The sequence below is a fragment of the Kitasatospora sp. NPDC086791 genome (genome assembly GCF_040685975.1).
In the GTDB taxonomy this organism is placed as follows: Bacteria; Actinomycetota; Actinomycetes; order Streptomycetales; family Streptomycetaceae; genus Kitasatospora.
In genome coordinates this window covers 23,643-44,692 of record NZ_JBFBOC010000045.1, presented here as the reverse complement: position 1 = coordinate 44,692, position 21,050 = coordinate 23,643, and the positions used below count along the sequence as shown (strand labels likewise).

Annotated in this window: 14 protein-coding genes and 1 pseudogene; 11 read left to right on the top strand and 4 right to left on the bottom strand. The window is 74.8% G+C overall.

The features are described 5' to 3' along the window. Window positions 1-1,840: GAF domain-containing protein (locus AB0Q99_RS32220; RefSeq protein ID WP_363577437.1), on the bottom strand; the 1,840-nt coding region annotated here is incomplete at its 3' end. Between the two features lie 253 nt (window positions 1,841-2,093). After that, window positions 2,094-4,397 carry an MMPL family transporter gene (locus tag AB0Q99_RS32215; RefSeq protein WP_363577435.1) on the bottom strand — a complete coding sequence of 768 codons (2,304 nt, stop codon included), beginning with the start codon at window positions 4,395-4,397 and terminating at the stop codon, window positions 2,094-2,096. A gap of 181 nt (window positions 4,398-4,578) precedes the next feature. Here AB0Q99_RS32215 and AB0Q99_RS32210 point away from each other — a divergent pair, with 181 nt between their 5' ends. After that, window positions 4,579-5,253: a TetR/AcrR family transcriptional regulator gene (locus AB0Q99_RS32210; protein WP_363577433.1), complete on the top strand. Its 675-nt coding sequence runs from the start codon at window positions 4,579-4,581 to the stop codon at window positions 5,251-5,253. Between the two features lie 100 nt (window positions 5,254-5,353). On the opposite strand, the gene AB0Q99_RS32205 is transcribed toward AB0Q99_RS32210, so the two are convergent. Beyond that, window positions 5,354-5,842: an Lrp/AsnC family transcriptional regulator gene (locus AB0Q99_RS32205; RefSeq protein ID WP_363577432.1), complete on the bottom strand. Its 489-nt coding sequence runs from the start codon at window positions 5,840-5,842 to the stop codon at window positions 5,354-5,356. 160 nt (window positions 5,843-6,002) lie between these two features. Between AB0Q99_RS32205 and AB0Q99_RS32200 the strand changes: the two genes are divergently transcribed. The 9 genes and pseudogenes from AB0Q99_RS32200 (at window position 6,003) to AB0Q99_RS32160 (ending at window position 17,921) form a co-directional block, all read left to right on the top strand. Further along, window positions 6,003-7,667, top strand: a complete 1,665-nt coding sequence (locus tag AB0Q99_RS32200) for a histidine decarboxylase (RefSeq protein WP_363577430.1) — start codon at window positions 6,003-6,005, stop codon at window positions 7,665-7,667. 93 nt (window positions 7,668-7,760) lie between these two features. After that, on the top strand, window positions 7,761-8,387 hold the full coding sequence (locus tag AB0Q99_RS32195; protein ID WP_363577428.1) for a hypothetical protein: 627 nt from the start codon (window positions 7,761-7,763) through the stop codon (window positions 8,385-8,387). A gap of 188 nt (window positions 8,388-8,575) precedes the next feature. After that, a complete protein-coding gene (locus AB0Q99_RS32190) occupies window positions 8,576-10,711 on the top strand; it encodes a SpoIIE family protein phosphatase (protein ID WP_363577426.1) in 2,136 nt (711 codons plus the stop codon). 235 nt (window positions 10,712-10,946) lie between these two features. Then, complete coding sequence (locus tag AB0Q99_RS32185) at window positions 10,947-13,535, top strand: SpoIIE family protein phosphatase (protein ID WP_363577439.1); 2,589 nt, start codon at window positions 10,947-10,949, stop codon at window positions 13,533-13,535. Between the two features lie 145 nt (window positions 13,536-13,680). Further along, window positions 13,681-14,238, top strand: a pseudogene (locus AB0Q99_RS32180) (RNA polymerase sigma factor); the annotation flags it as partial. Between the two features lie 56 nt (window positions 14,239-14,294). Beyond that, complete coding sequence (locus AB0Q99_RS32175; protein ID WP_363577424.1) at window positions 14,295-15,122, top strand: zf-HC2 domain-containing protein; 828 nt, start codon at window positions 14,295-14,297, stop codon at window positions 15,120-15,122. 29 nt (window positions 15,123-15,151) lie between these two features. After that, window positions 15,152-15,961 (top strand): ABC transporter ATP-binding protein, encoded by an 810-nt coding sequence (locus AB0Q99_RS32170; RefSeq protein WP_363577422.1) that lies wholly within the window; start codon window positions 15,152-15,154, stop codon window positions 15,959-15,961. Next, complete coding sequence (locus tag AB0Q99_RS32165; protein ID WP_363577420.1) at window positions 15,958-17,358, top strand: hypothetical protein; 1,401 nt, start codon at window positions 15,958-15,960, stop codon at window positions 17,356-17,358. The genes AB0Q99_RS32170 and AB0Q99_RS32165 overlap by 4 nt, the downstream gene beginning before the upstream one ends. After that, on the top strand, window positions 17,355-17,921 hold the full coding sequence (locus AB0Q99_RS32160) for a hypothetical protein (RefSeq protein ID WP_363577418.1): 567 nt from the start codon (window positions 17,355-17,357) through the stop codon (window positions 17,919-17,921). Before AB0Q99_RS32165 ends, AB0Q99_RS32160 begins: the two co-directional genes overlap by 4 nt. A gap of 541 nt (window positions 17,922-18,462) precedes the next feature. Here the strand turns inward: AB0Q99_RS32160 and AB0Q99_RS32155 are convergent. Beyond that, entirely contained in the window at window positions 18,463-19,908 is a 1,446-nt protein-coding gene (locus AB0Q99_RS32155) for a hydrolytic protein (RefSeq protein ID WP_363577416.1), read from the bottom strand. Window positions 19,909-20,168: 260 nt separating this feature from the next. Between AB0Q99_RS32155 and AB0Q99_RS32150 the strand changes: the two genes are divergently transcribed. Then, a complete protein-coding gene (locus AB0Q99_RS32150; protein ID WP_363577414.1) occupies window positions 20,169-21,011 on the top strand; it encodes a LuxR C-terminal-related transcriptional regulator in 843 nt (280 codons plus the stop codon). The last annotated feature ends 39 nt before the right edge of the window (window positions 21,012-21,050 follow it).

The window sequence follows — 21,050 nt, the reverse complement described above, 5'->3', positions numbered from 1 at the left end:
GGCCGATACCGGTATCGGCCCCGGCGAAGACCCCGGTGGCGGTCCCGGCTCCGGTGCCGGGGTGGGCCGGCCGGCCGCCGGGCAGGTCGCGTCGGTCCTCGATGAACAGCGGCACGCCGAGGGCCGGCGCCTCCGTTTCGGGCAGTGGGGCGTCGAGCGGTTCGCCCTCCAGGCGGTGCAGGAAGCGGTCGTGGTGGCCGGTGTGGAAGAGCAGGTGCAGCCGGCCCTCCTCGATGGCGTAGACGGCCAGGTGCTGTCCGCCGAAGGCCGGCAGGAGCTGGCCGGCGACGACCTCGCACACCTCGTCCATGGTGACCGCCGCGGTCAGCGCGCTGCCCAGCTGCATCATGCGGTAGATGGCGCCGAGGCGGGCGGGTGCCGCCCGGTCGGTCGGCGGGGCCGGGGCGGAGGGGTCGGGCCGGGCGTCCGGGGCCACACCGGTCGAACCCCCGGAGTCCTCGGAGTCCCCGGAGTCCTCCGTCGGCTCCCGGGCCCGCACCGGTGGCCCGGCGGCCGTCCCCGGTGGCTGCGGAGGGGCGGCGGGTGCCACCCTGCCGGTCACGCCGTTGGCGTCCGGGTGCAGGGAGAAGGCGAGCCACCGGTCCGGCGGGCGGCAGACCAGGAAGGTGACGGGTTGCTGCGAGACCATCGCCGCCCGGTGCCGGTCCTCGAAGACGGGATCGGACAGCCAGGGGACGACCTCCCACAGGCAACTGCCGAGCAGCTCCGGGCCGGACACCCCGAGCAGCTGCTCCAGGCCGCGGTTGGTGTAGGTGACCTCGCCGCCCGGGGTGAGCGAGAAGAGTCCGTCCCGGAGTCGTTCGACCGCGGTGACGGCCGCGGCGCCGGCCCCGGCGTCGAGCACGCTGCCGACCAGGTGGGACCGGGCCTCCTCCCCGGGCACCTCCGGTACGCGCCCCCACAGCTCCACCGTGCGGTACCCGTCGGCGGTGCGGACGCGCAGCCGCCGGGCGAGCACCCGGCCGTCCGCGCGGGCCGCCCGGGCCGCGGCCCGGAGCGACAGCCGGTCGCCGGGATGGAGCCGGGAGGCCAGCGTCTCGGCCCGGCCGTCGAACGTGCCGGGCGTGAGACCGAACAGGGCGCACAGCTCGTCGTCGGCGACCACGGCCCCGGTGTCGAGCCGCCAGTCGAACAAGCCGACCCGCACCGCCGGCACGTCGGGAGCCGGGACCTGGAGGGGGACGGTGGTGGCGTCGTAGTCGAGGGCGCCGCCGCGGGCCCTGAGGTCGGCGAGGGCGGCGCCGAGCCGGCCGGCGATGGCCCGCAGGTGACGGAGCTGGGTCCGGGACAGCCCCAGGTGCCCGGAGGCCGCCGCCCACACCACCGCCAGCGCCCCGAGGCTCTCCCGCCCCGCCCGGACCGGCACCGATGCCGAGCCGAACGTGTACGGCAGGGCCACCGCGAGCTGCGGGTAGCGGCGCACCGTCTCGGCGGCGTCGGCCAGGTGGACCGTCCGGCCCGACCGGTAGGCCACCGCCACCGGGATGGGGCTGTTCACCGGGATGAGCCGCCAGCCGCCGAGCAGCGAGGGCGGGGTGCCGCAGGTGGCGGCCAGCACGATGGACCGGCCGTCCCGGGAGCGGAGGAAGATGCTCCCGGCGTGGGCCGCGCTCTCCCCGACGGCCTTGACCACGGCCGTCACCAGGGCGTCCTCGCACTCGGCCCGCACCCGGTCGGGCGCTTCCGCCCGCACCCCGTCGGGCGCCTCCGCCCCGGCTGCGCGCCCGCGGCCGTCGGCGCCCGCCGCGGCGCCGACGGCCGGGTGGGCCGCCGTGCCTCGGTGCGGTCCCGCCTGTTCGGCGGGCTCGTGCCGACTCATGCTTCCCCGTCTACGTCCGACCGGCGCCACTGTCAAGAGGAGCACGGTGCGGAGGGAAGCAGGCGCGAAAGGGAGGCCGGTGCGCGGCGCTCGGGTGCGAGCCGGGTCGGCCGGGCCGACGGCCGCCTTCCGGGCCCCGGGCAACCGCGTGCCGATCGGCGATCGCGTGCCGATCGGCGAGGGCGGGGCCTCCGGTACCGCCGGTCGAGCGAGCGGCCGAGCTCGACCGGCAGTGCCGGAGGCCCGTGCAGGGTCAGCCGACCATCGCCGGGGAACGGGATTCCGTGGAGGCGGCGGCCGGCTGGTAGTGCTCGGTGTGCCCCTCGACGTGGAGCTGGGGCAGCCGGCGGTCCAGCCAGGCCGGCAGCCACCAGTTGCCGCGCCCGAGCAGGTGCATCACGGCCGGTACCAGCAGCAGCCGGACCAGCGTGGCGTCGATCAGGATCGCCGACCCCATCCCGACCCCGATCACCTTGATCGGCAGGTCGGGGGACGGGACGAAGGCCGCGAACACGGCGACCATGATGGCCGCCGCCGCGGTGATCACCCGCGCGGTGCCCGCCAGGCCGCTGACGATGGACTCCGCGTTGTCGCCCGAGCGCAGCCAGGCCTCACGCATCCGGCTGACCAGGAACACCTCGTAGTCCATCGACAGGCCGAACAGGACGGCGAAGGTCAGTACGGGGACGAAGGCGGGCAGCGGGGTGGGGTTGTCGATGCCGATCAGCCGGCCGGCGGTGCCGCCCTGCAGGACGAGGGCGACCACGCCGTACGCGGCCCCGACCGAGAGCAGGTTCATCACGGCGGCCTTGAGGGCGACGGCCAGACTGCGGAAGGCTACGAGCAGCAGGAGCATCGACACCGTGACCACGCCGCCGACGAGCAGCGGGATGCGGCGGGCGATGTTGTCGGTGCTGTCGATCGCGCTGGCGGTCGCCCCGCCGACGTGCACCCGGACCCCGGGGCCGGTGACGGCGGGCAGGACGTGCTCGCGGAGGTCGCGGACCAGGGTCTTGGTCGCGGTGTTCTGCGGACCGCTGTCCGGAACGACGGTCAGCAGCAGCGAACGGCCGTCGGCGCTGGGCACCGGAGGGGTGACGGCCGCGACCCCGGGCACCGCCCGCAGCGCGCCGGGCAACCCGGCCGCCGCGTCGGCGGGGACACCCGGCGACAGCTCGGCGACCAGGACCAGCGGCCCGTTGCTGCCGGGCCCGAAACCGGCGGCCACCACGTCGTACGCCAGCCGGTTGGAGCGCCCGGCGGGGTCGTTCCCCGCGTCGGGGAAGCCGAATCGCACGCCGAGGAACGGCGCCGCCAGGGCCAGCAGCACGACGACCCCGGTGACCGCACCGAGGACGCGGTGGCGCTCGACCAGCCTGCTCCAACGCAGCCAGCCGGCGGCCGGCGTGCCCTCGGACACAGTGCCATCGGCCACCGCGCCCTCGGACACAGTGCCTTCGGACCGCGTGACGCGGCGCCGGGGCAGCGGCAGCCGCAGCCGCTCGACGTGCCGTCCGAGGTACCCCAGCAGGGCGGGGAAGAGGGTGGCGGACGCGGCGAGCACGACGAGCACGGAGAGGATGGCCGAGACCGCGGCGCCGCGCATGAACGACAGGCCCATCGCGAACAGTCCGAGCATGCTGACCACCACGGTCATCCCGGCGACCACGACCGCGCGGCCGGCGGTGTCCAGCGCGGCGACCGTGGCGGCCTCGGGCGTCAGCCCCTCGGCGCGCCACTCGCGGAACCGGGTGACCAGGAGCAGCGCGTAGTCGATGCCGACGCCGATGCCGAGCATCGCGGCGAGCGAGGTCGACCAGTCCGGTACCGGCATGACCGCCGCGAGGACGGGCAGCAGGGTGCTGCTCACCGCGAGCCCTCCGAGCGCGGTGAGCAGCGGCAGGCCGGCGGCCACGACCGAACCGAAGGTGACCACCAGGATCAGCGTGGCGGCCGCCATGCCGATGCCCTCCGAGCCGATCGAGCCCTGCTCGGTCTGCTGGACCGTCATGCCCCCGAGGTGGACGCGCAGTCCGCCGTCGGCCGGGCGGGCGAGGTCGAGCAGCCGCTGGGTGTCCGCCTTGGGCATGTCGGGAGCATTGGCGACGTCGAGGTGGATCTGCCCCAGGGCGGTGCGGCCGTCGGGCGACACCTTGCCGCGCGGACCGTACGGGTCGTCGATGCCGCTGACGTGCGGCACCTCGGCCATCCGGGCGAGCAGGCTCTGGACCTGGGCACGGGTCGCGGCGTCGGTCACGCTGCCGTCGGAGTTCAGCACCAGGCTGATCGTTTCGCCACCCAGCCCGGGGAAGTCCCGTGCCAGCAGTTGCTGGGCCTGCTTGGAGTCCGAGCCGGGGGCGGAGTAGTCCGCGCTGTACTTCGCGCCGAGGCCGGTCGAGAGCCCGAAGGCCGCGCCGGCGGCGAGCAGCCACAGCAGGACCGTGCGGCCCCGGTTCCGGAAGCTCCAGCCGGCTATTCGGCCGAGCGGACCGGGTCTGTGCGGCGGCGCGGCGGCACCGGCGGCGGTCCGCCGATCGCCGTACGGTTCCTGGGACATGAGGTCCTCCGTACGTCCTGAGGGGCTCCGCCCCAGTAATGCGTTACGCTCCATAACGCTCTTTATGGAGCGTAACGTTTCCCTCGATCGGTACGGCTTGTCAATGCCGTGCCTGCCGAACGGGAGTCGAACGGGAGTCGAAGTCGAAGCTGTGGCCGAGGCCGGAGCCGAGGGAGTCGCGATGGCGGGTGAGTCGAACGAGGTGAGCGGAGGGCTGAGCCGCCGTGAGCGGGTGCGGGCCGGCACCGTGGAGGAGATCAAGCACGCGGCCCTGGGGTTGATCGGCGAGCACGGCAGCGCGAACCTCCGCTTCACCGACATCGCCCGGAGCATGGGGATGACCCCGCCCGCGTTGTACCGCTACTTCGCCGACCGGGACGAGCTGCTGACCGCCCTGGTCGCCGACTCGTACGACAGCCTGTCGGGAGCGCTGACGGCGACTCGGGACACCGTGTCGCCGGACGACCTGGACGGTCGCTTCCTGGCCACCTGCACGGGCTACCGCACCTGGGCGCAACGGAATCCGGAGCGCTTCGCCCTGATCTTCGGATCCCCGGTGCCCGGGTACGCGGCCCCGGTGGAGGGCCCGACCGCGGTGGCCGGCCGGCGGGCGATGGAGCACGTGGCCGAACTCGTCGCGGACACGGCCGAGCGCGGCCGGCTCGGCAGCCCGCTGGTGCCCGATGCCGAGGAAGCGATACTGCTGGCCTGGGCCACCGTGCACGGCTTCGTCATCCTTGAGGCGTACGGCCACTTCGACAGCCTCGATCAGGAGGCGCGAGACCGCCTCTTCACCGTTCAGGCGGGCCTCGCCGCGCGCACGGCCGGTCTGGCGCCGCCCGCCGACCGGCCGTGATCAAGGCTCACGTGGCAGGCGGTGCCGTCGCCCCGGGGGCGGCGCCCCGGTCGGGCGCGGGACCGGCCGACGGCCTCCCGCCCCGCGACGGGCGGGGAGGTCAGAGGGGATCCAGGTAACGGCGGCCCGGTATCTGTTCGAAGATCAGGTTGGTGCGGGTCTGGGCCACCGCCGGGTGGGTGGTGAGGTGGTCGACGACGAAGTCGCGCAGGGATTCGGGGCCGGCGACGCCGACGTGCAGGAGGTAGTCGTCGGAGCCGGCCATGTGGAAGACGGCCAGGACACCGGGCAGGTCGGGGGCGGTGCTCCGGAAGCTCTCGTTCTGCTCGCGGGTGTGGGCGCGCAGCCGGACCGAGATCATCGCCTGGAGCGGCAGGCCGATGGCCGCCGGGTCGACCTCGGCGCGGTAGCCGCGGATGACGTCGCGGTCCTGGAGGGCGCGGACGCGGGCCAGGCAGGTGGAGGGGGCGATGCCCACCGTCTCGGCGAGGGCGTTGTTCGGGAGCCGGGCGTTCTCGGCCAGGGCCCGGATGATCGCCCGGTCCGTGTCGTCGATGGAGGGCCGTTCGCGCTGCGGATTGTTCGGCATGGCCGCCAGGATTCCACTCGATTCCGTCGATGAGCAAACCCTTTCGGGCTTCGGCCGAATGTTCTTCGGAAGACCTTCCGGAAAACGCCGGAAAGTTTCATCCTGGGCGCGAGCGGCGAACGCCCTCGACCTCCCTCACCACGCCCGGAGCGCCACGCCCATGAGCCCGACCGCCACCTTCGCCGCGACCGCGACGGCGACTGCCGCGACCGCCGTCGACCCGGGCCCGGAGCTGGACGGCGGCGAGTTCGTGCTCCCCGCCGCAGGGCTGGACGACGCCCAGCGGCTGCGCGCGCTGGACACGGTGGACGAGTACCTGACGCGCAAGCGCGAGCACCTGGTCGGCTACCAGGCCACCCAGGACATGCAGGGCACCGCGCTGGACCTGGCCCGGTTCATGCCGAACAACATCAACAACCTCGGCGACCCGTTCCAGAGCGGCGGATACAAGCCGAACACCAAGGTCATCGAGCGCGCCGTCCTCGACTACTACGCCAGGCTGTGGCACGCCGAGCGCCCGCACGACCCCGCCGACCCCGAGTCGTACTGGGGCTACATGCTGTCCATGGGCTCGACCGAGGGCAACATGTACGCGCTCTGGAACGCCCGCGACTACCTCAGCGGCAAGGCCCTGATCCACCCGCCGGCCTCCCCCCGGGACGAACTGCGCTACGTCCAGGCCGCGCCCGACCGGCACAACCCGAACGCCCACCGGCCGGTCGCGTTCTACTCCGAGGACACCCACTACTCCTTCGCCAAGGCCGTCCGGGTGCTGGCCGTCGAGACCTTCCACGCCGTCGGCCTGGAGCTGTACCCGCAGGAGTGCCCGCTGGTCGACCCGGCCACCGGGCGCCGGGAGTGGCCGGCCGAGGTGCCGTCCCGCCCGGGCCCGTCCGGGTTCTCCTGGGACGGCCCGGGCGAGATCGACGTCGACGCGCTCGCCGTGCTGGTCGAGTTCTTCGCCGCCAAGGGGCACCCGGTCTTCGTCAACCTCAACCTCGGCAGCACCTTCAAGGGCGCCCACGACGACGTCCGGACGGTCTGCGAGCGGCTGCTGCCGATCTTCGAGCGGTACGGCCTGGTGCGGCGCGAGGTGGTGTACGGGACGGACCCGCGCACCGGCGAGGCGCTGGTCGACGTGCGCCGCGGCTTCTGGATCCACGTGGACGGCGCGCTCGGCGCCGGCTACGCGCCGTTCCTGCGGATGGCCTCCGAGGACCCGGCGCACGGCTGGACGCCGGAGACGGAGCTGCCGGAGTTCGACTTCGGGCTCGCCCTGCCCACCGCCGGGTCCGGCGAGGTCGACATGGTCTCCTCGATCGCGATGAGCGGCCACAAGTGGGCCGGCGCGCCGTGGCCCTGCGGCATCTACATGACCAAGGTGAAGTACCAGATCTCGCCGCCTTCCCAGCCGGACTACATAGGCGCGCCCGACACCACCTTCGCCGGCTCCCGCAACGGCTTCTCCCCGCTGATCCTCTGGGACCACCTGTCCCGCCACTCCTACCGGGACCAGGTCGACCGGATCCGGACCGCGCAGGAGCTGGCCGGGTACCTGGAGCGGCGCCTGGTGGCCATGGAACGGGAGCTCGGCGTCGAGCTCTGGCCGGCCCGCACTCCGGGCGCCGTCACCGTACGGTTCCGCAAGCCGAGCGCCGAGCTGGTGGCGAAGTGGTCGCTGTCCTCGCAGGACGTGCTGCTCGTCCCGGGCGACGACTCGACCCGCCGCAGCTACGTGCACGTCTTCGTGATGCCCTCGGTGGACCGGGCGAAGCTGGACGCCCTGCTCGCCGAACTCGCCGAGGACCCCGCCATCCTGGGCTGACCCGCCGGGCCCGGCCGCAGGGCGCGCGGCGGGCGGGAGGGGGCGGGGGCGTCGTACGCGCGCGGTCCGCCTCCCGGGGGGAGCATGGCTCCCATGGACACCGAGACGGTCGTACGCACCCGCCGGGCCCTGCACGCGGTGGCCGAGCTGGTCCTGGCCGGGCCGCAGTACCGGGCCTGCGGCACGATCCGGCTGCGCGCCTGCGCGGGCGGCTTCGCCACCACGGGCGAGCCGCGGCTCAGGGTGGTCGGCGCGGAGCTGATCGGGCCCGGACAGGCCCTGTCCCTGGAACGGACCACCTGCACGGCGCTCGGCGCGGCCCTCGGGATCACGACCGGTGCTCCCGCGGGGCTGTACCGGGACGGGTCGGGCAGCGGCGACGACCACCCGATCGAGGCGGACCCGTCCGCCGCCCGCCGGCTCGCGCACTGCTTCGCGCTCGGCGACGCCGCGCTGCGGGGGCTGTTCGTGGGGGCGGACCCGGTCATCTGGCCCGAGCACTTCGACATCGGGGTGACGGTCGGCGACGTGAACTACGGCGTCTCGCCCGGCGACGCGTTCCAGCCGGAGCCGTACGCCTACGTCGGCCCGCACGCCCCGCGGCAGGGCGGGTTCTGGAACGCACCGTTCGGTGCCGCCCGGACGATCCCCGAACCCGGCGGCGTGGCCGACGTGATGGCATTCCTCGACCGGGGCCGCCGACTGGCCACCGACGGCTGACGGCCGCGTGAGACGCCCGGTGGCCGCGTGAGACACCCGGCGGACGCGGAACGCGCATCGGCGGACGCGGGCCGCGCCCGGCTGCCGGGAGCGGCCCCCGGCGGGCACGACGGGACGTACGGTGCGGCCCGGGCCACTATGGGAGGGGGCCTACGGGTTCACTGGTCGGCTCGAATGGAGTGCTCCTGATGGGCGTGCCGTGGCATCGGTCGCCGGGGCCCGGCCACGAGGCCGCCGGGGCTCCGACCGGGCGCGGCCTGGACGAGGCGGCGCGGATCCTGCGGTCGGCGCCGGCCTGGCTGGACGCGCACATCGGCGGGCTCTACCTGCTGTCGGAGGACCGGCAGCTGCTCGAACTGGCCCTGACCCTCGGCGCCGCCCGGCAGTTCACCAGGCCGTGGCAGCGCGTCGGCCTCACCGCGCCGGTGCCGGTGGCCGAAGCGGTGCGCAGCGGCCGGGTCGTCTGGGTGGGCGGCGCGGAGGAGATGGCGCGCAGCTTCCCGAGGGTCGCGGTCGCCATGCCGTACGCGTTCTGCCTCGCGTCCGCCCCGCTCGTCTCGGAGCGGACCGTGTACGGGGCGGTCTTCATGCTCTGGCCCGCCGCGCATCCGGCCGAGCTGGCGCCCGGTGAACGGGACCGGCTCGACGCGTTCGCCGCACGCCTGGCCGTCGTGCTGGCGGACCAGGCCGAGGCGGGCCGGCCGGCCCGGGCGGGCCCGCGTCCCGAAGCGGCGGAGCCGGGTTCCGCCGCTCCGCCCGGCGCGATGGCGGACCGGCTCCCGGAGGGCGTGTGCGACCTCGACCTGGACGGCAGGCTGACCGCGGTCACGCCGACCGCCGTCGGACTGCTGGGCGTGCCGGTCGGGCGGCTGCTGGGCGCGCGGCCGTGGGCGGTCCTGCCGTGGCTGCGGGACCCGGTGTACGAGTACCACTACCGGGCCGCGGTGATCAGCGGGCAGCCCAGCTCCTTCGTCGCCCTGCGGCCGCCGGACCGCTGGCTGTCCTTCGAGCTCTTCCCGGACCCGTCCGGCCTGACCGCGCGGATCACCGTCGCCGACGGCGCCGGCCGCGAGCGGCCCGCCAGGGCCCCGTCGAAGCCGACGGCGCACACCCGGCCCGGAGCGCTGTACCACCTGCTCCACCTCGCGGGCGCGCTGACCGAGGCCGTCAGCGTGCAGGACGTGGTGAGCATGGTCTCCGAGCAGATCGTGCCGGCCTTCGGCGGCCGGGCCGTGGCGGTGCTGATGGCCGAAGGGGGCCGCCTGCGGATCGTGGGCCACCGCGGCTACCCGCCCGGGCTGGTCGACCAGTTCGACGGCACCCCGCTGACCGAGTCCACGCCCGGTGTGCAGGCGTCCACCAACCCCGTGCCGGCGTACTTCGAGTCCCGTGCGGAGCTGGAGCGGCTCTACCCGGGCCGCCAGGAGACGCAGGACGGGATGGCCGCCTGGGCCTACCTGCCGCTGGTGACCTCGGGCCGGCTGATCGGCACCTGCGTGCTGGCGTTCGCCGAGCCGCACCACTTCGACCTGGAGGAACGCGCCGTCCTGACCTCGCTCGGCGGACTGATCGCCCAGGCCCTGGACCGCGCCCGGCTGTACGACACCAAGCTCGGCCTCGCGCACGGCCTCCAGGAGAGCCTGCTGCCCCGGGCGCTGCCGGACGTGCCGGGCCTGGAGGTCAGCGCCCGCTACCTGCCGTGCACCGAGGGCATGGACATCGGCGGCGACTTCTACGACCTCATCCCGGTCGGGCCGGACGCCGTGGCTGTCGTGATCGGCGACGTCCAGGGCCACAACGTCAACGCCGCCGCGCTGATGGGCCAGGTCCGCACCGCCGTCCGGGCCTTCACGGTGGCCGACGCCGATCCGAGCACCGTGCTGTCCCGCACCAACCGGCTGGTGGTCGACCTGGACACGGCCCTGCTGGCCAGCTGCGCCTACCTGCGGGTCGACCTCACCCGCCGCGAGGCCTGGCTGGCCGACGCCGGCCACCCCGTGCCCCTGCTGTACAGCCCGGACGGCCGGGCGGGTGCGCTGGAGCCGCTCGTCGGCATGGTGCTGAACGTCGACCCCGCCGCCGACTACCCGCAGATCCGGGTCGACCTGCCGATCGGCGCCACGCTGGCGCTGTACACCGACGGCCTCATCGAGACGCCCGGTGTGGACATCGACCGGGCGCTGGCCGACCTGACGGCCACGCTGGCCCGGCACGGCGGCGAACCGCTCGACCGGCTGGCCGACGCCCTGGTCGACCGGGCCGGCCACGGAGAGCACCGCACCGACGACGTCGCGCTGCTGCTGATCCGGTCCGTCCCGCGCTGAGCGGGCGGCGAGGGCCGGTGCGGGGCGGTCCACGAGCAGCGCCGAGCCGTTACGCCGTGTCCTGTTCGGGCCGGGGCGGGACCATGGGTGTATGGCGAGAGACACGGACCCCGATCCCCGGGCGCCGGGCCGAACGGGCGGTCGTCGTGGGCGGCAGCATTCAGGCCCCGTCCCGGGGGACCCTTCGGTGCGGCGTCTGCGGTCGGTGCTGAACATCCGCAGCGTCGCCGGTCAGATGTTCCTCCTGCAGGTGCTGATCGTGCTGCTGCTCGTGGTGGCGGCGGTCGTCGCGCTCCTGATCGAGTCCCGCAGCGACCGGTTCGCGGCGGCGCGCGACCGTTCGCTCGCCGCGGCCGAGGCGTTCGCGCACAGCCCCGGTCTGGTGGCGACGATGCAGGGCCCCGACCCCAGCGCGGTGCTTCAGCCGCTGACCGAGGCGGCCCGCAAGGACGCCCAGGTCGACTTCATCGTGGTGACCGACCGCAACGGCATCCGCTACACCCACCCCCAGCCGGAGCAGATCGGCAAGAAGTTCGTCGGCACCATCGGGCCGTCGCTGCACGGGCTGGTCACCGTCGAGCAGGTGCACGGCCCGCTCGGCCTGGAGTACCAGGTGGTGGTTCCGGTGGAGGACGCCCACGGCGGGGTCGTGGGCATCGTGTCCGCCGGGATGAAGGTCGTCAACGTGAGCAGCGCGATCGACCGCCAGCTGCCCGTGGTGCTGGCCGCCGGCGCCGCCGCGCTGTGCCTGGCCACGGCCGGGACGGCGCTGGCGGGCAGACGGCTGCTGCGGCAGACCCACGGACTGGGGCCGGAGGAGATGACCAGGATGTACGAGCACCACGACGCGGTGCTGCACGCGGTGCGCGAGGGCGTGGCCATCGTCGGCGGCGACGGCCGGGTGCTGCTCGCCAACGACGAGGCGCGCCGGCTCCTGGACCTGCCCGCCGACACGGAGGGCCGGGCCGTCACCGACCTCGGCCTCGACCCCCGGACGACCGAACTGCTGCTGTCCGACAGCGCGGTCACCGACGAGGTGCTCCCGGTGGGCGACCGCCTGCTGGCCGTCAACAACCGCCCGACCGACAGCGGCGGAGGACCGCCCGGCAGCGTCACCACCCTGCGCGACTCCACCGAGCTGCGCGCCCTGGCGGGGAAGGCCGAGGTCGCCCGCGGGCGGCTGAGGCTGCTGTACGACGCGAGCATGGCCATCGGCACCACCCTGGACGTGCGGCGCACCGCCGAGGAACTCGCCGGGATGGCCTCCCGGGAGTTCTGCGACTACGCCACCGTCGACCTCGCCGACGAGGTGCTGAGCGGCGAGGAGCCGCAGACCCTGACGGCCGGTGCCACGGTGGAGCTGAGGCGGGTGGCGGTCGCGGGCGTCCGGGACGACTCGCCGCTGTACTCCCCGGGCCGGCTGGTCCGGTGGGCGGGCAGCACCCCGCAGGCGGCGGGCTTCGTCAGCGGGCGGTCCGCGCTGGTCCCCGAGGTGGCGACCGACGCCGGGTGGCGCAAGCAGGACGCCGAGCTCACCCAGGCGGTGCTGGACTTCGGCCTGGCGTCGCTGATCGCCGTTCCGCTGACGGCGCGCGGCGTGCTGATGGGCGTCGCCTGCTTCTGGCGCGGCCGGGACCGGGGCCCGTTCGAGGACGACGACCTGTCCTTGGCCGAGGAGCTGGCCGCCCGGGCCGCCGTGGCCATCGACAACGCCCGCCGCTTCACCCGCGAGCACACGATGGCCGTGACCCTGCAGCACAGCCTGCTGCCGCGGGCGCTGCCCGAGCAGAGCGCCCTCGACGTCGCCTACCGCTACCTGCCCGCCCAGGCGGGGGTCGGCGGCGACTGGTTCGACGTCATCCCGCTGCCGGGCGCCCGGGTCGCGCTCGTGGTCGGCGACGTGGTCGGCCACGGTGTGCACGCGGCCGCCACCATGGGCCGGCTGCGCACCGCCGTCCAGAACTTCTCCACCCTCGACCTGCCGCCGGACGAGCTCCTCGGGCACCTGGACGAACTGGTCGCCCACCTGGACCAGGAGACGGCCGGGGGAGAACTCGCGATCACCGGCGCCACCTGCCTCTACGCGATCTACGACCCGAGCACCGCCGGCTGCGCGCTGGCCCGGGCGGGCCACCCGCCGCCCGCCCTGGTCCACCCGGACGGCACGGTGGAGCTGCTCGACCTCCCCGCCGGTCCGCCGCTCGGCCTGGGCGGGATGCCCTTCGAGGCGGTCGAGGTGCGACTGCCGCCGGGGAGCAGCCTGGTGCTCTACACCGACGGGCTCATCGAGGACCGCACCCGCGACATCGGGGTCGGCCTGGACGTGCTCACGGGCGTGCTGGCCCGGCCGGACCGGCCGCCCCAGGAGACCTGCGAGGCCGTGCTCGCCGCCCTGCTGCCCGCCCGCCAGGCCGACGACATCGCCCTCCTGGTCGCCCGCACCCGCGTGCTGGAGCCCGACCGGACCGCCGAGTGGGAGGTCGCCTCGGCCCCGGAGGAGGTGGCCCGGGTCCGCGCCGAGGCCATCCGGCAGCTCGCCCGGTGGGGCCTCGACGAGGCCGCCTTCGTCACCGAACTGGTGCTCAGCGAGCTGGTCACCAACGCCATCCGCTACGGCAGCGAACCGATCCGGGTCCGGCTGCTCTACGACCGCACGCTGATCTGCGAGGTCTCCGACAGCAGCAGCACCGCCCCGCACCTGCGCTACGCCGTCGCGGAGGACGAGGGCGGCCGCGGCCTGTTCCTGGTCGCCCGGCTCACCGAGCGCTGGGGCGTCCGCTACACCGCCGACGGCAAGATCATCTGGGCCGAGCAGTTCCTCTGACGGGGGCGCCCCCTCCGCCTTCCGCGCCCCCGCCCTCCGGGCCCGCGACCGGGCGGGGGACCGGAACCCGAGGGCCGGACTCCCGCCTGTGACGCAGGTCACCCCCGACGCAGAACCCGCACGCCGGACCGGGCGTCTGGCTGGTGTGAGATCACGCAGGAGAGCACCGGACGAGCTGGACGAGGAACGCCTCGTCCGGCTGGTGGCCAGAGGTGACCGCGGGGCGTTCGACGAGCTGTACCGGCGCACGTCGCCCTGGCTGGCGGTGCGCCTGCGCCGCCGCTGCGCCGACGAGCAGATCGTCGCCGAGGTCATGCAGGAGACCTATCTGGCGGTGTGGCGCGCGGCCGGCGCGTTCGCCGGGAGCGCGGTCGGCGGGACGGCCGTCGGATGGCTGTGGACGATCGCGGCGCGCCGCCTCGTCGACGCGTTCCGGCGCCGTGCCCACCACGCCGAGCCCCCCGTCGCCGCCGCCGAGCGGGCGGTGGTGCCCGCGGCGGAGGACGAGGCGCTCGCCGGGACGGTCGGCGGCGACGTCGGCGACGCCCTGCGGCGACTGGCCCCGGAACTGCGGGCGGTCCTGCAGGCCACGGTGCTCGACGGGCTCTCCGTCCGGGAGACCGCCGTCCTGCTTCGACTGCCCGAAGGCACGGTCAAGACCCGCGCCCGCCGGGCCCGGATCGCGATGCGGGAGGCGCTGGCACGAGCGGGCGGGCCGGTACGAGCGGGTGGCACGAGCGAGCGGAGCGAGGTGGGCGCATGAACGGGGAACACGCGTCGGGGCGGTTGATCGAGGACTACGCGCGCGGTGACACCGCGATGGCCGCGGACACGGTGTGGGCGCTGGAAGCCCACCTGGAGACCTGCGCGCCGTGCCGGGCCCGGCTGGCGGCCTCCGTGGCCACCGGGGCACCCGACGTCGCCGCGCTCCTGGACACCGTCCGGGCCGGCCTGGAACCGCAGCTGGACGCGGTCCGCCCGGCGCCCGCCCGGCGGTACCGCCCGCGGTGGGTCTCGGGGTGGCTGACGCCGGTGATGACCCCGTGGCTGGCCATGACCGTCGTCGTCACCCTGACGGCGCTGCTGCTGGACGCGGTCGCGCCGCCCACGTTTTTCGGCGGGTCCTCTCCGCTGGTGCCGATCGCGCCCGTCCTGCCGCTGTGCGGTGTCGCCGCGTCGTGGTCGCGGGCCCTGGACCCGGCGCACGAACTGACGGCCTCGACCGCCCGGGCCGGGCTGCCCCTGCTCCTCAGGCGCACCACGGCGGTCCTCGTGCTGGTCCTGCCCGGGCTCCTGCTGGGCGGCCGGCTGACCGGGACCATGACGGCCGCGCAGTGGCTGCTGCCCTCCCTGGCCTTCACCTCCACCGCCCTGGCGCTGGGCAGCGTGGTGGGCGTGACCCGCGCCGCCGTCGGGCTGGCGGCCGCCTGGGGCGCCGTCGTCGTCGTCCCCGCGTGGGCCGTCGGCCACGTCCCGCCCGCCCTGCAGTTCCTCCTGCAACCGGACCGGCTGCCCGCGTGGGGACTGCTCCTCGCGCTCGGGACCGGCGCCGTGATCGCCCGCAGGAACGCGTACTCGACGCTGTGAAACCATCTTCGACCCCCGAGAGGGACCGCATGACACCGATGACGAGCGCGGCCGACACCGCGCCGAAGACCTACGCCTGGGAGATCCGGGCCGCCGGCCTGAGAGTGCGCGTCGGACGGAAGAAGATGGCCGTCGACGGGCTCGACCTCTCCTTGGGCATCGGCACGCACGGCCTCCTGGGGCCCAACGGCGCCGGCAAGACCACCCTGATCCGGACCCTGGCCACCGTGCTGCGTCCCACCGGGGGCGAACTGGAACTGTTCGGCACCGCCGTCGGCGGGCTGGGCGACCACCGGGCCCTGCGGCGCCGGATCGGTTATCTGCCGCAGGACTTCGGCTACTACAAGCGCTTCACGGTGCGCGAGTTCGTCGAGTACATGGCCTGGCTGAAGGAGGTGCCGAAGGCGGACGTCCCCGGGGCCGTCCAGCGGGCCGTCGAACGGGTGGGCCTGGCCGACCGCGCCGACCACCGGATGAAGACCCTGTCCGGCGGCATGGTGCGGCGGGCCGGCATCGCCCAGGCCATCGTCAACGACCCCGCGGTGCTGCTGCTGGACGAGCCGACGGCCGGACTGGACCCGGCGCAGCGGATGCGCTTCCGCGAGCTGCTGCAGGAACTCGGCCGGGACACCTGCGTGGTCGTCTCCACCCACCTGGTCGAGGACGTCGCGGCCGCCTGCTCCGACGTGGTGCTCTTCGCCGACGGCCGGCTCGTCTTCCAGGGCGCGCCGGAGGACCTGGCCGCGGCGGGCGGCCCCGAACACCCGGGCGACAGCCCGTTGGAGCGCGGCTACTCGGCGCTGCTCAGCAACTCCGGTCGGCCGGGAGGGATCTGGTGAACGGACTTGTCCTGCGCATCGAACTGAGGCGCTCCGCCGCCCCGTGGGTCGGCATCATCGTCCTGGGCGGCAGCCTGGCGGTCTTCTGCCCGTTCGACGCGGTCTGGTGGCGGGGCACCGCGGGCTGGACGGCCCAGTGGACCTCCATGGCCATGTGGACCCGCTGCCTGCTGGCCTTCTGGTGGCCGGTCTCGGTCGGCATCGGCGCGGTGTACGGGATGCGCGAACCCCGCTCGCGGATGGCCGAACTGCTGACGAGCACACCACTGCCGGCCTGGCGCCGCGCGGCGGTGCCGGCCGGTGCGCTGGCGCTCGCGACGGTGTCGGGCTTCGGCCTGCTGGTCCTCGTCGGCGGCGTCCAGGTGGCCCTCGGCCGGACCACCTACGCGCCGCTCGGCTGGCTGCCGATCTCGCTGGTGGGCGCGCTGGCCCTGGCCGCGGGGGCCGTGTTCGGCATGGGCGTCGCGCGGACCCTGCCCCATGTGCTCACCCCGCCGGCCCTGGTGGTGTCCTTCCTCCTGCTGACGGGCGCCCTCCTGCGGTCGACCACGGACGGCCGCGTGCCGTCGAGCAGCGCGCCGAACCGGCTCGCGCTGCTGTCCCCGGCGGTCGCGGAGCCGCGGCAGATGCTGCTGACCCTGTCCGGTGCCGCGCACCTCGGGCAGGCGCTCTGGCTGCTCGGCCTGCTCGCCACCGGCTTCGCCCTGCTGTCGGCCGTGACCCGTCGGGTCCGGCTGCTCGCGGTGGTTCCCGTCCTGGTCGGCGCGGTCCTGGCCCTGCTGGTCCTCCCGGCCGATCCGCGCGACACCTACGTCGTCGACCGGACCGCCGCCGCCCTGGTCTGCGACGGACCGGCGTGCGTGACGCGGGCGAACCGCGACCGCCTGGACGAGCTCGCACGGCGCGGCGACGAGGCGCTGAGCGTGCTGCGCGGCGCCCTGGGCGATCAGGCACCGCACTCCGTGCGGGAGGACGTCAGGCTGCGCGCGCTCGGCGACGACCGCGAGCTCTCCGGCGACGTGGTGCTGGTCGACTTCGACGAACGGCTGTTCGCCGATGCGACCGGTGAGGCCCTGACCCGCGCACTGGTCTCCCAGGGCCTGGCACCGAACTGCCACGGGAACAACGCCCGGGAGAGCGCGTGGGAGGGCGACATCGCACTCCAGAGCATCGCCGTGAGCTGGGCCCTGCACGACCCCCAGCTCCGACCGCTGCAGGAGAAGGGCACCGACGTGTACTCGATCAAGACCTGGGCGAGCGCCGACGCGGCCTGGCAGCACCTGATGGCGATGGCACCGGCCGAGCAGCGCTCCCGGATCGTCGAGCTGCGCGCCGCCGCCCTCTCCTGCGCACGGGAGGACGGGCTGCTGCGCCTGGCGGGGGAGGTGCCGCGATGAGGTGGCTGGTCCTGCACGCCCGTTCCCGGCAGGTGCCCGGCTCGGCCGCCGCGATCGCGCTCGTCTCGCTGGCGGTGTGGGCCCTCGCCGAGTCGGACCCGTCGAACCTGCAGATGGCGGTCTTCGTCCTCACCGCGAACGTGGCGGCGGCTTCGGTCGGGCTCGGCGGGTGGGACCCGGTGCTGGAGCGGACGGCCGCGATCCGGTGGGTGCCCCGCCGGGCGGTGCACGTGCTGCTGATCGGCCTGGTCGCGGGCCTGGCACTGCTGACCGTCCGGGCGGCGGGCGTGGACCTCGCGCCCACCGGGGTCGTCGTCCGGGACAGCGCGGGACTGGTCGGCCTGGCCGCGCTCGGGGCGGTGCTGTGCGGGGCGCGGTTCGCCTGGACCCTGCCGACCGGCTGGCTGGCCTTCACCGTCCTCGTCCCGTCCATGACCGGCGTCGTGGGGGAGGTGGTGAGCTGGATGATCTTTCCTCCCGGCACCTCGGTGTCCGCCGGGACCGCGTGGGCCCTGTGCGTGACCGGGACCGTGGCGTACGCCGTGGCCGGGCCGAGGCGGTGACGGGCACGCCTCGGCCGTCCTGACGGAGCGTCGTCCTGACCGACCGTTGTATCGACCGAACGCTGTATCGACCGAACGCCGTCCTGATCGAACGTTGTACCGACCGAACGCCGAAGTGTCGGCCCCGCTCCCCGGGGTCGACACTTCGGCGTTCCGGCGTTCGCGGCCGCGGTCCGGCGAGCGCTGTGGGAGTGGCCTGCGTCACTGCCCCGCCGACGGGCCGTCAGTGGTGGTCCGGGGCAGACTTCGCCGCCCCCGGGGGACGGGTCGGCTGCCCTGCGGGGACCTGTTCGGTTGCCCCGGGAGGGCAGACCGGGCCCGGCTGGTGCGGTCCTGAGGCGTTGTCGGCGGGGCGCGGACCGGGGCGCGGACCGGGCCGCCCTTTGCGCCGTGTTGACATGATCACGGGATGTGGGGGGAGATACGGGAGGCAGAGATCGGAGACGAACGGGTCGAAAGGGACTCGTCGGCATCATCGGGGCGCCAGGCACACCGTTCCGGTCCGGTTGCCCGGAGAGGGAAGGTCACGCTGTACGCCGATTCAGTTACCCGGCCTGAGGTCGCTCAGCGCGCCGCTGACGTTGAGGAGTTCGTGGCACGTGGCCGCCTGCTTGCCCGAGGCCGGGGTGCCCGGGGACTCGCAGGTCACGCTCGCCGTCACCGCCTGGTCCTCGGAGACCTGAATGGGGGTCACCCAGTGGTAGTCCTGGTTGCGGAAGGTCTCCAGGGCGATCGTGGTGATCGTCTGGTTGCCGGCCGTGATGGTGATTAGCCCTTGGTCGCCCTGGAAGTTGGCGACCACGATGTCCGTGACGTCGAAGACCTTGCCGTGCGGCACCTGGTAACTGCCCACGCCGGAAGCGGCGTTGGCGCTCTGTACGTCGATCGTGGCGGAGCTCTGCCGGCCGGTTCCCGGCACCGCCGGTCCGCCCGGGCCGGAGTTGCCGCCGCCGGTGCCGGGGCTCGGCTGGCCGGCGCCCGGCTTGCTCTGGCCGCCGGGGCTCCCGCCCGGGGAGGCCGTCGGCGCGCCGGGTTCGGGGGCGCCGGCGGTCGGGGCGGGGGTGGCGCTCTGCTGGGCGACGGCCTGCTCGGCGGCCTGCTTCGCGGAGCTGCGAACCGCCGGGCGGACCAGGGCGAACCAGGCCAGCAGCAGTGCGAGCAACGCCGCCAGGAGAGCGAGCAGCCATGTGGGGAGGATCGGAAGTTGGATGAACTCACCGTCCAGGCGCGGATGCTGATGGACAGTCACAGGATCGGCGGGGGCGGAAGTGCGCTCGGTGGCGCCCTTGCCGTCCGCGCCGCCCTTGCCGTCCGCGCCGCCCCGGCCGTCCGGGCCGCCCTTGCCGTCCGGGCCCCTGCCGTCCGCGCCCGCGCGGTCCGGGGTGTCCTGCGGGCCCACCGTGGCCTCGAACGGCCAGGTGGCGGACTTGCCGAACCAGATCAGCCTGCGGGTGCGCGCCTGCAGCCGCAGCTCGCCGGACTCGCCGGGTTCGAGGCGCAGCCGCTCCGGGGTGACCCGGAACCGCAGGTCCTCGCCGGCCTGGCCGGGGGTGAGGACCACCGTGCCGGGAGCGTTCCCGAGGTTGCGCACCGAGGCCCGGTAGCGGCCGCGCAGCCAGCCGCGGCGGCGGCGCGGTGCGAGCGCGGCCTGCAGCTCGTGGAACGGTGTCACGGTGACGGCGGCCTCGGGAACCGTCACCAGCTCGGGGCGTTCGGCCGGCAGCACCCGGATGCCGAGCGGGAACTCGCCGGCCCGTGCGGCGGGCGACCGCGGCGGGGACAGACGCACCGTCACCGTCTCGGAGGTCCCCGGGAAGAGGGAGATCCGGGCGGGCTCGACCGTCGTCCACGCGGCGCAGTCGCCGACCACCTCCAGGGAGTACGCCTCAACGATGTCGAGATCGTTGCGTACCGTCAGGGTCGTGGTGGCCACGCCACCGGGCGCCACCGTCAGCGCGGGCAGGCCGAGTTCGGCGGATGTGGTCATAGCGTGACGGTAGGCCTGTCGGCGGGCCGGCGGAGAGGGCCGTGCGGGCAAGCTGTGGGCACGGCCCTTGCCCGCGGGGACGGACCGGCCCTGCCCGGCGTCGGCACGGCGCACTCGGAGGGTCCGCGCCCGCACTCGGCGGGTCCGCGCCGGCACTCGGCGGGTCCGGCGCCCGCACCGCCCGGGCCGACGGCCGGGTCCGCCCCGCGGCGGCGACCGGCCGTCACCACGACAGGTCCACTGGAGAATGGAGTAGTTCGATGACAACGACCGACACGTCCCGCACCTGCCGTGAGGAAGCCGGCACCACGCTGCGGGCCCTGGTGCCGCCGCAGCCCGGCAGCGCCCGCGCGCCCGGCACCGCCCGTCCGTCCGGCAGTGCCGGTCCGTCCGGTACGGGCCGCCCGTCCGCCGGTACCCGGCTGCCCGGCGGTACCGGGCCGGTCGGCCCGGCCGTCTCCGCCGACGTGCGCGGGAAGCCGGGCCAGGTGCGGGTGGCGGTCTACGCGGAGGACCTGATCCTGCAGACCGGCGTGGTCCAACAGCTGCGCCAGCGGCCCGAGGTGGAGCTGCTGAGCGAGAGCGAGGCGGCGCGGGCGGAGGTCTCCCTGCTGGTGGTCGACGCCATGACGGAGGCGGTGGCCGAGCACCTGCGCCGGCTGCGGCTCGCCACCTCCGGCGCGATCGGCCTGGTGGTGGGCCACTTCGAGGCCGGCGGGCTGCAGACGATCGTCGAGTGCGGGGTCGCCGCCGTGCTGCGCCGCTCGGAGGCGGACCAGGACCGCTTGGTGCACCTCATCACCGCCCTGGCCAACGGCGAGGGCGTGATGCCCGGGGACCTGCTCGGCGAACTGCTCGACCGGATCGGGATGCTCCAGCGCACCATGCTCGACGGGCGGGGCCTGACCCTGTCGACCCTGACGGCCCGGGAGGCGGAGATGCTCCGGCTGGTCGCCGACGGCTTCGACACCAGTGAGATAGCCGCCAGGACCTCCTACTCCGAACGCACCGTCAAGAACGTGCTGCACGAGATCATCACGCGGCTGGGGCTGCGCAACCGGGCGCACGCGGTGGGGTACGCCATGCGGCGCGGCCTGATCTGAGGGGGGCGGACGGCCGTGGCCGGCTGCCCTCCGGGGACA

Excerpts from the sequence above, each read along its gene's own strand:
- AB0Q99_RS32215 (WP_363577435.1), bottom strand. The coding sequence starts at position 4,397 with ATGTCCCAGGAACCGTACGGCGATCGGCGGACCGCCGCCGGTGCCGCC.
- AB0Q99_RS32210 (WP_363577433.1), top strand. The coding sequence starts at position 4,579 with ATGGCGGGTGAGTCGAACGAGGTGAGCGGAGGGCTGAGCCGCCGTGAG.
- AB0Q99_RS32205 (WP_363577432.1), bottom strand. The coding sequence starts at position 5,842 with ATGCCGAACAATCCGCAGCGCGAACGGCCCTCCATCGACGACACGGAC.
- AB0Q99_RS32200 (WP_363577430.1), top strand. The coding sequence starts at position 6,003 with ATGAGCCCGACCGCCACCTTCGCCGCGACCGCGACGGCGACTGCCGCG.
- AB0Q99_RS32195 (WP_363577428.1), top strand. The coding sequence starts at position 7,761 with ATGGACACCGAGACGGTCGTACGCACCCGCCGGGCCCTGCACGCGGTG.
- AB0Q99_RS32190 (WP_363577426.1), top strand. The coding sequence starts at position 8,576 with ATGGGCGTGCCGTGGCATCGGTCGCCGGGGCCCGGCCACGAGGCCGCC.
- AB0Q99_RS32185 (WP_363577439.1), top strand. The coding sequence starts at position 10,947 with ATGTTCCTCCTGCAGGTGCTGATCGTGCTGCTGCTCGTGGTGGCGGCG.
- AB0Q99_RS32175 (WP_363577424.1), top strand. The coding sequence starts at position 14,295 with ATGAACGGGGAACACGCGTCGGGGCGGTTGATCGAGGACTACGCGCGC.
- AB0Q99_RS32170 (WP_363577422.1), top strand. The coding sequence starts at position 15,152 with ATGACACCGATGACGAGCGCGGCCGACACCGCGCCGAAGACCTACGCC.
- AB0Q99_RS32160 (WP_363577418.1), top strand. The coding sequence starts at position 17,355 with ATGAGGTGGCTGGTCCTGCACGCCCGTTCCCGGCAGGTGCCCGGCTCG.
- AB0Q99_RS32155 (WP_363577416.1), bottom strand. The coding sequence starts at position 19,908 with ATGACCACATCCGCCGAACTCGGCCTGCCCGCGCTGACGGTGGCGCCC.
- AB0Q99_RS32150 (WP_363577414.1), top strand. The coding sequence starts at position 20,169 with ATGACAACGACCGACACGTCCCGCACCTGCCGTGAGGAAGCCGGCACC.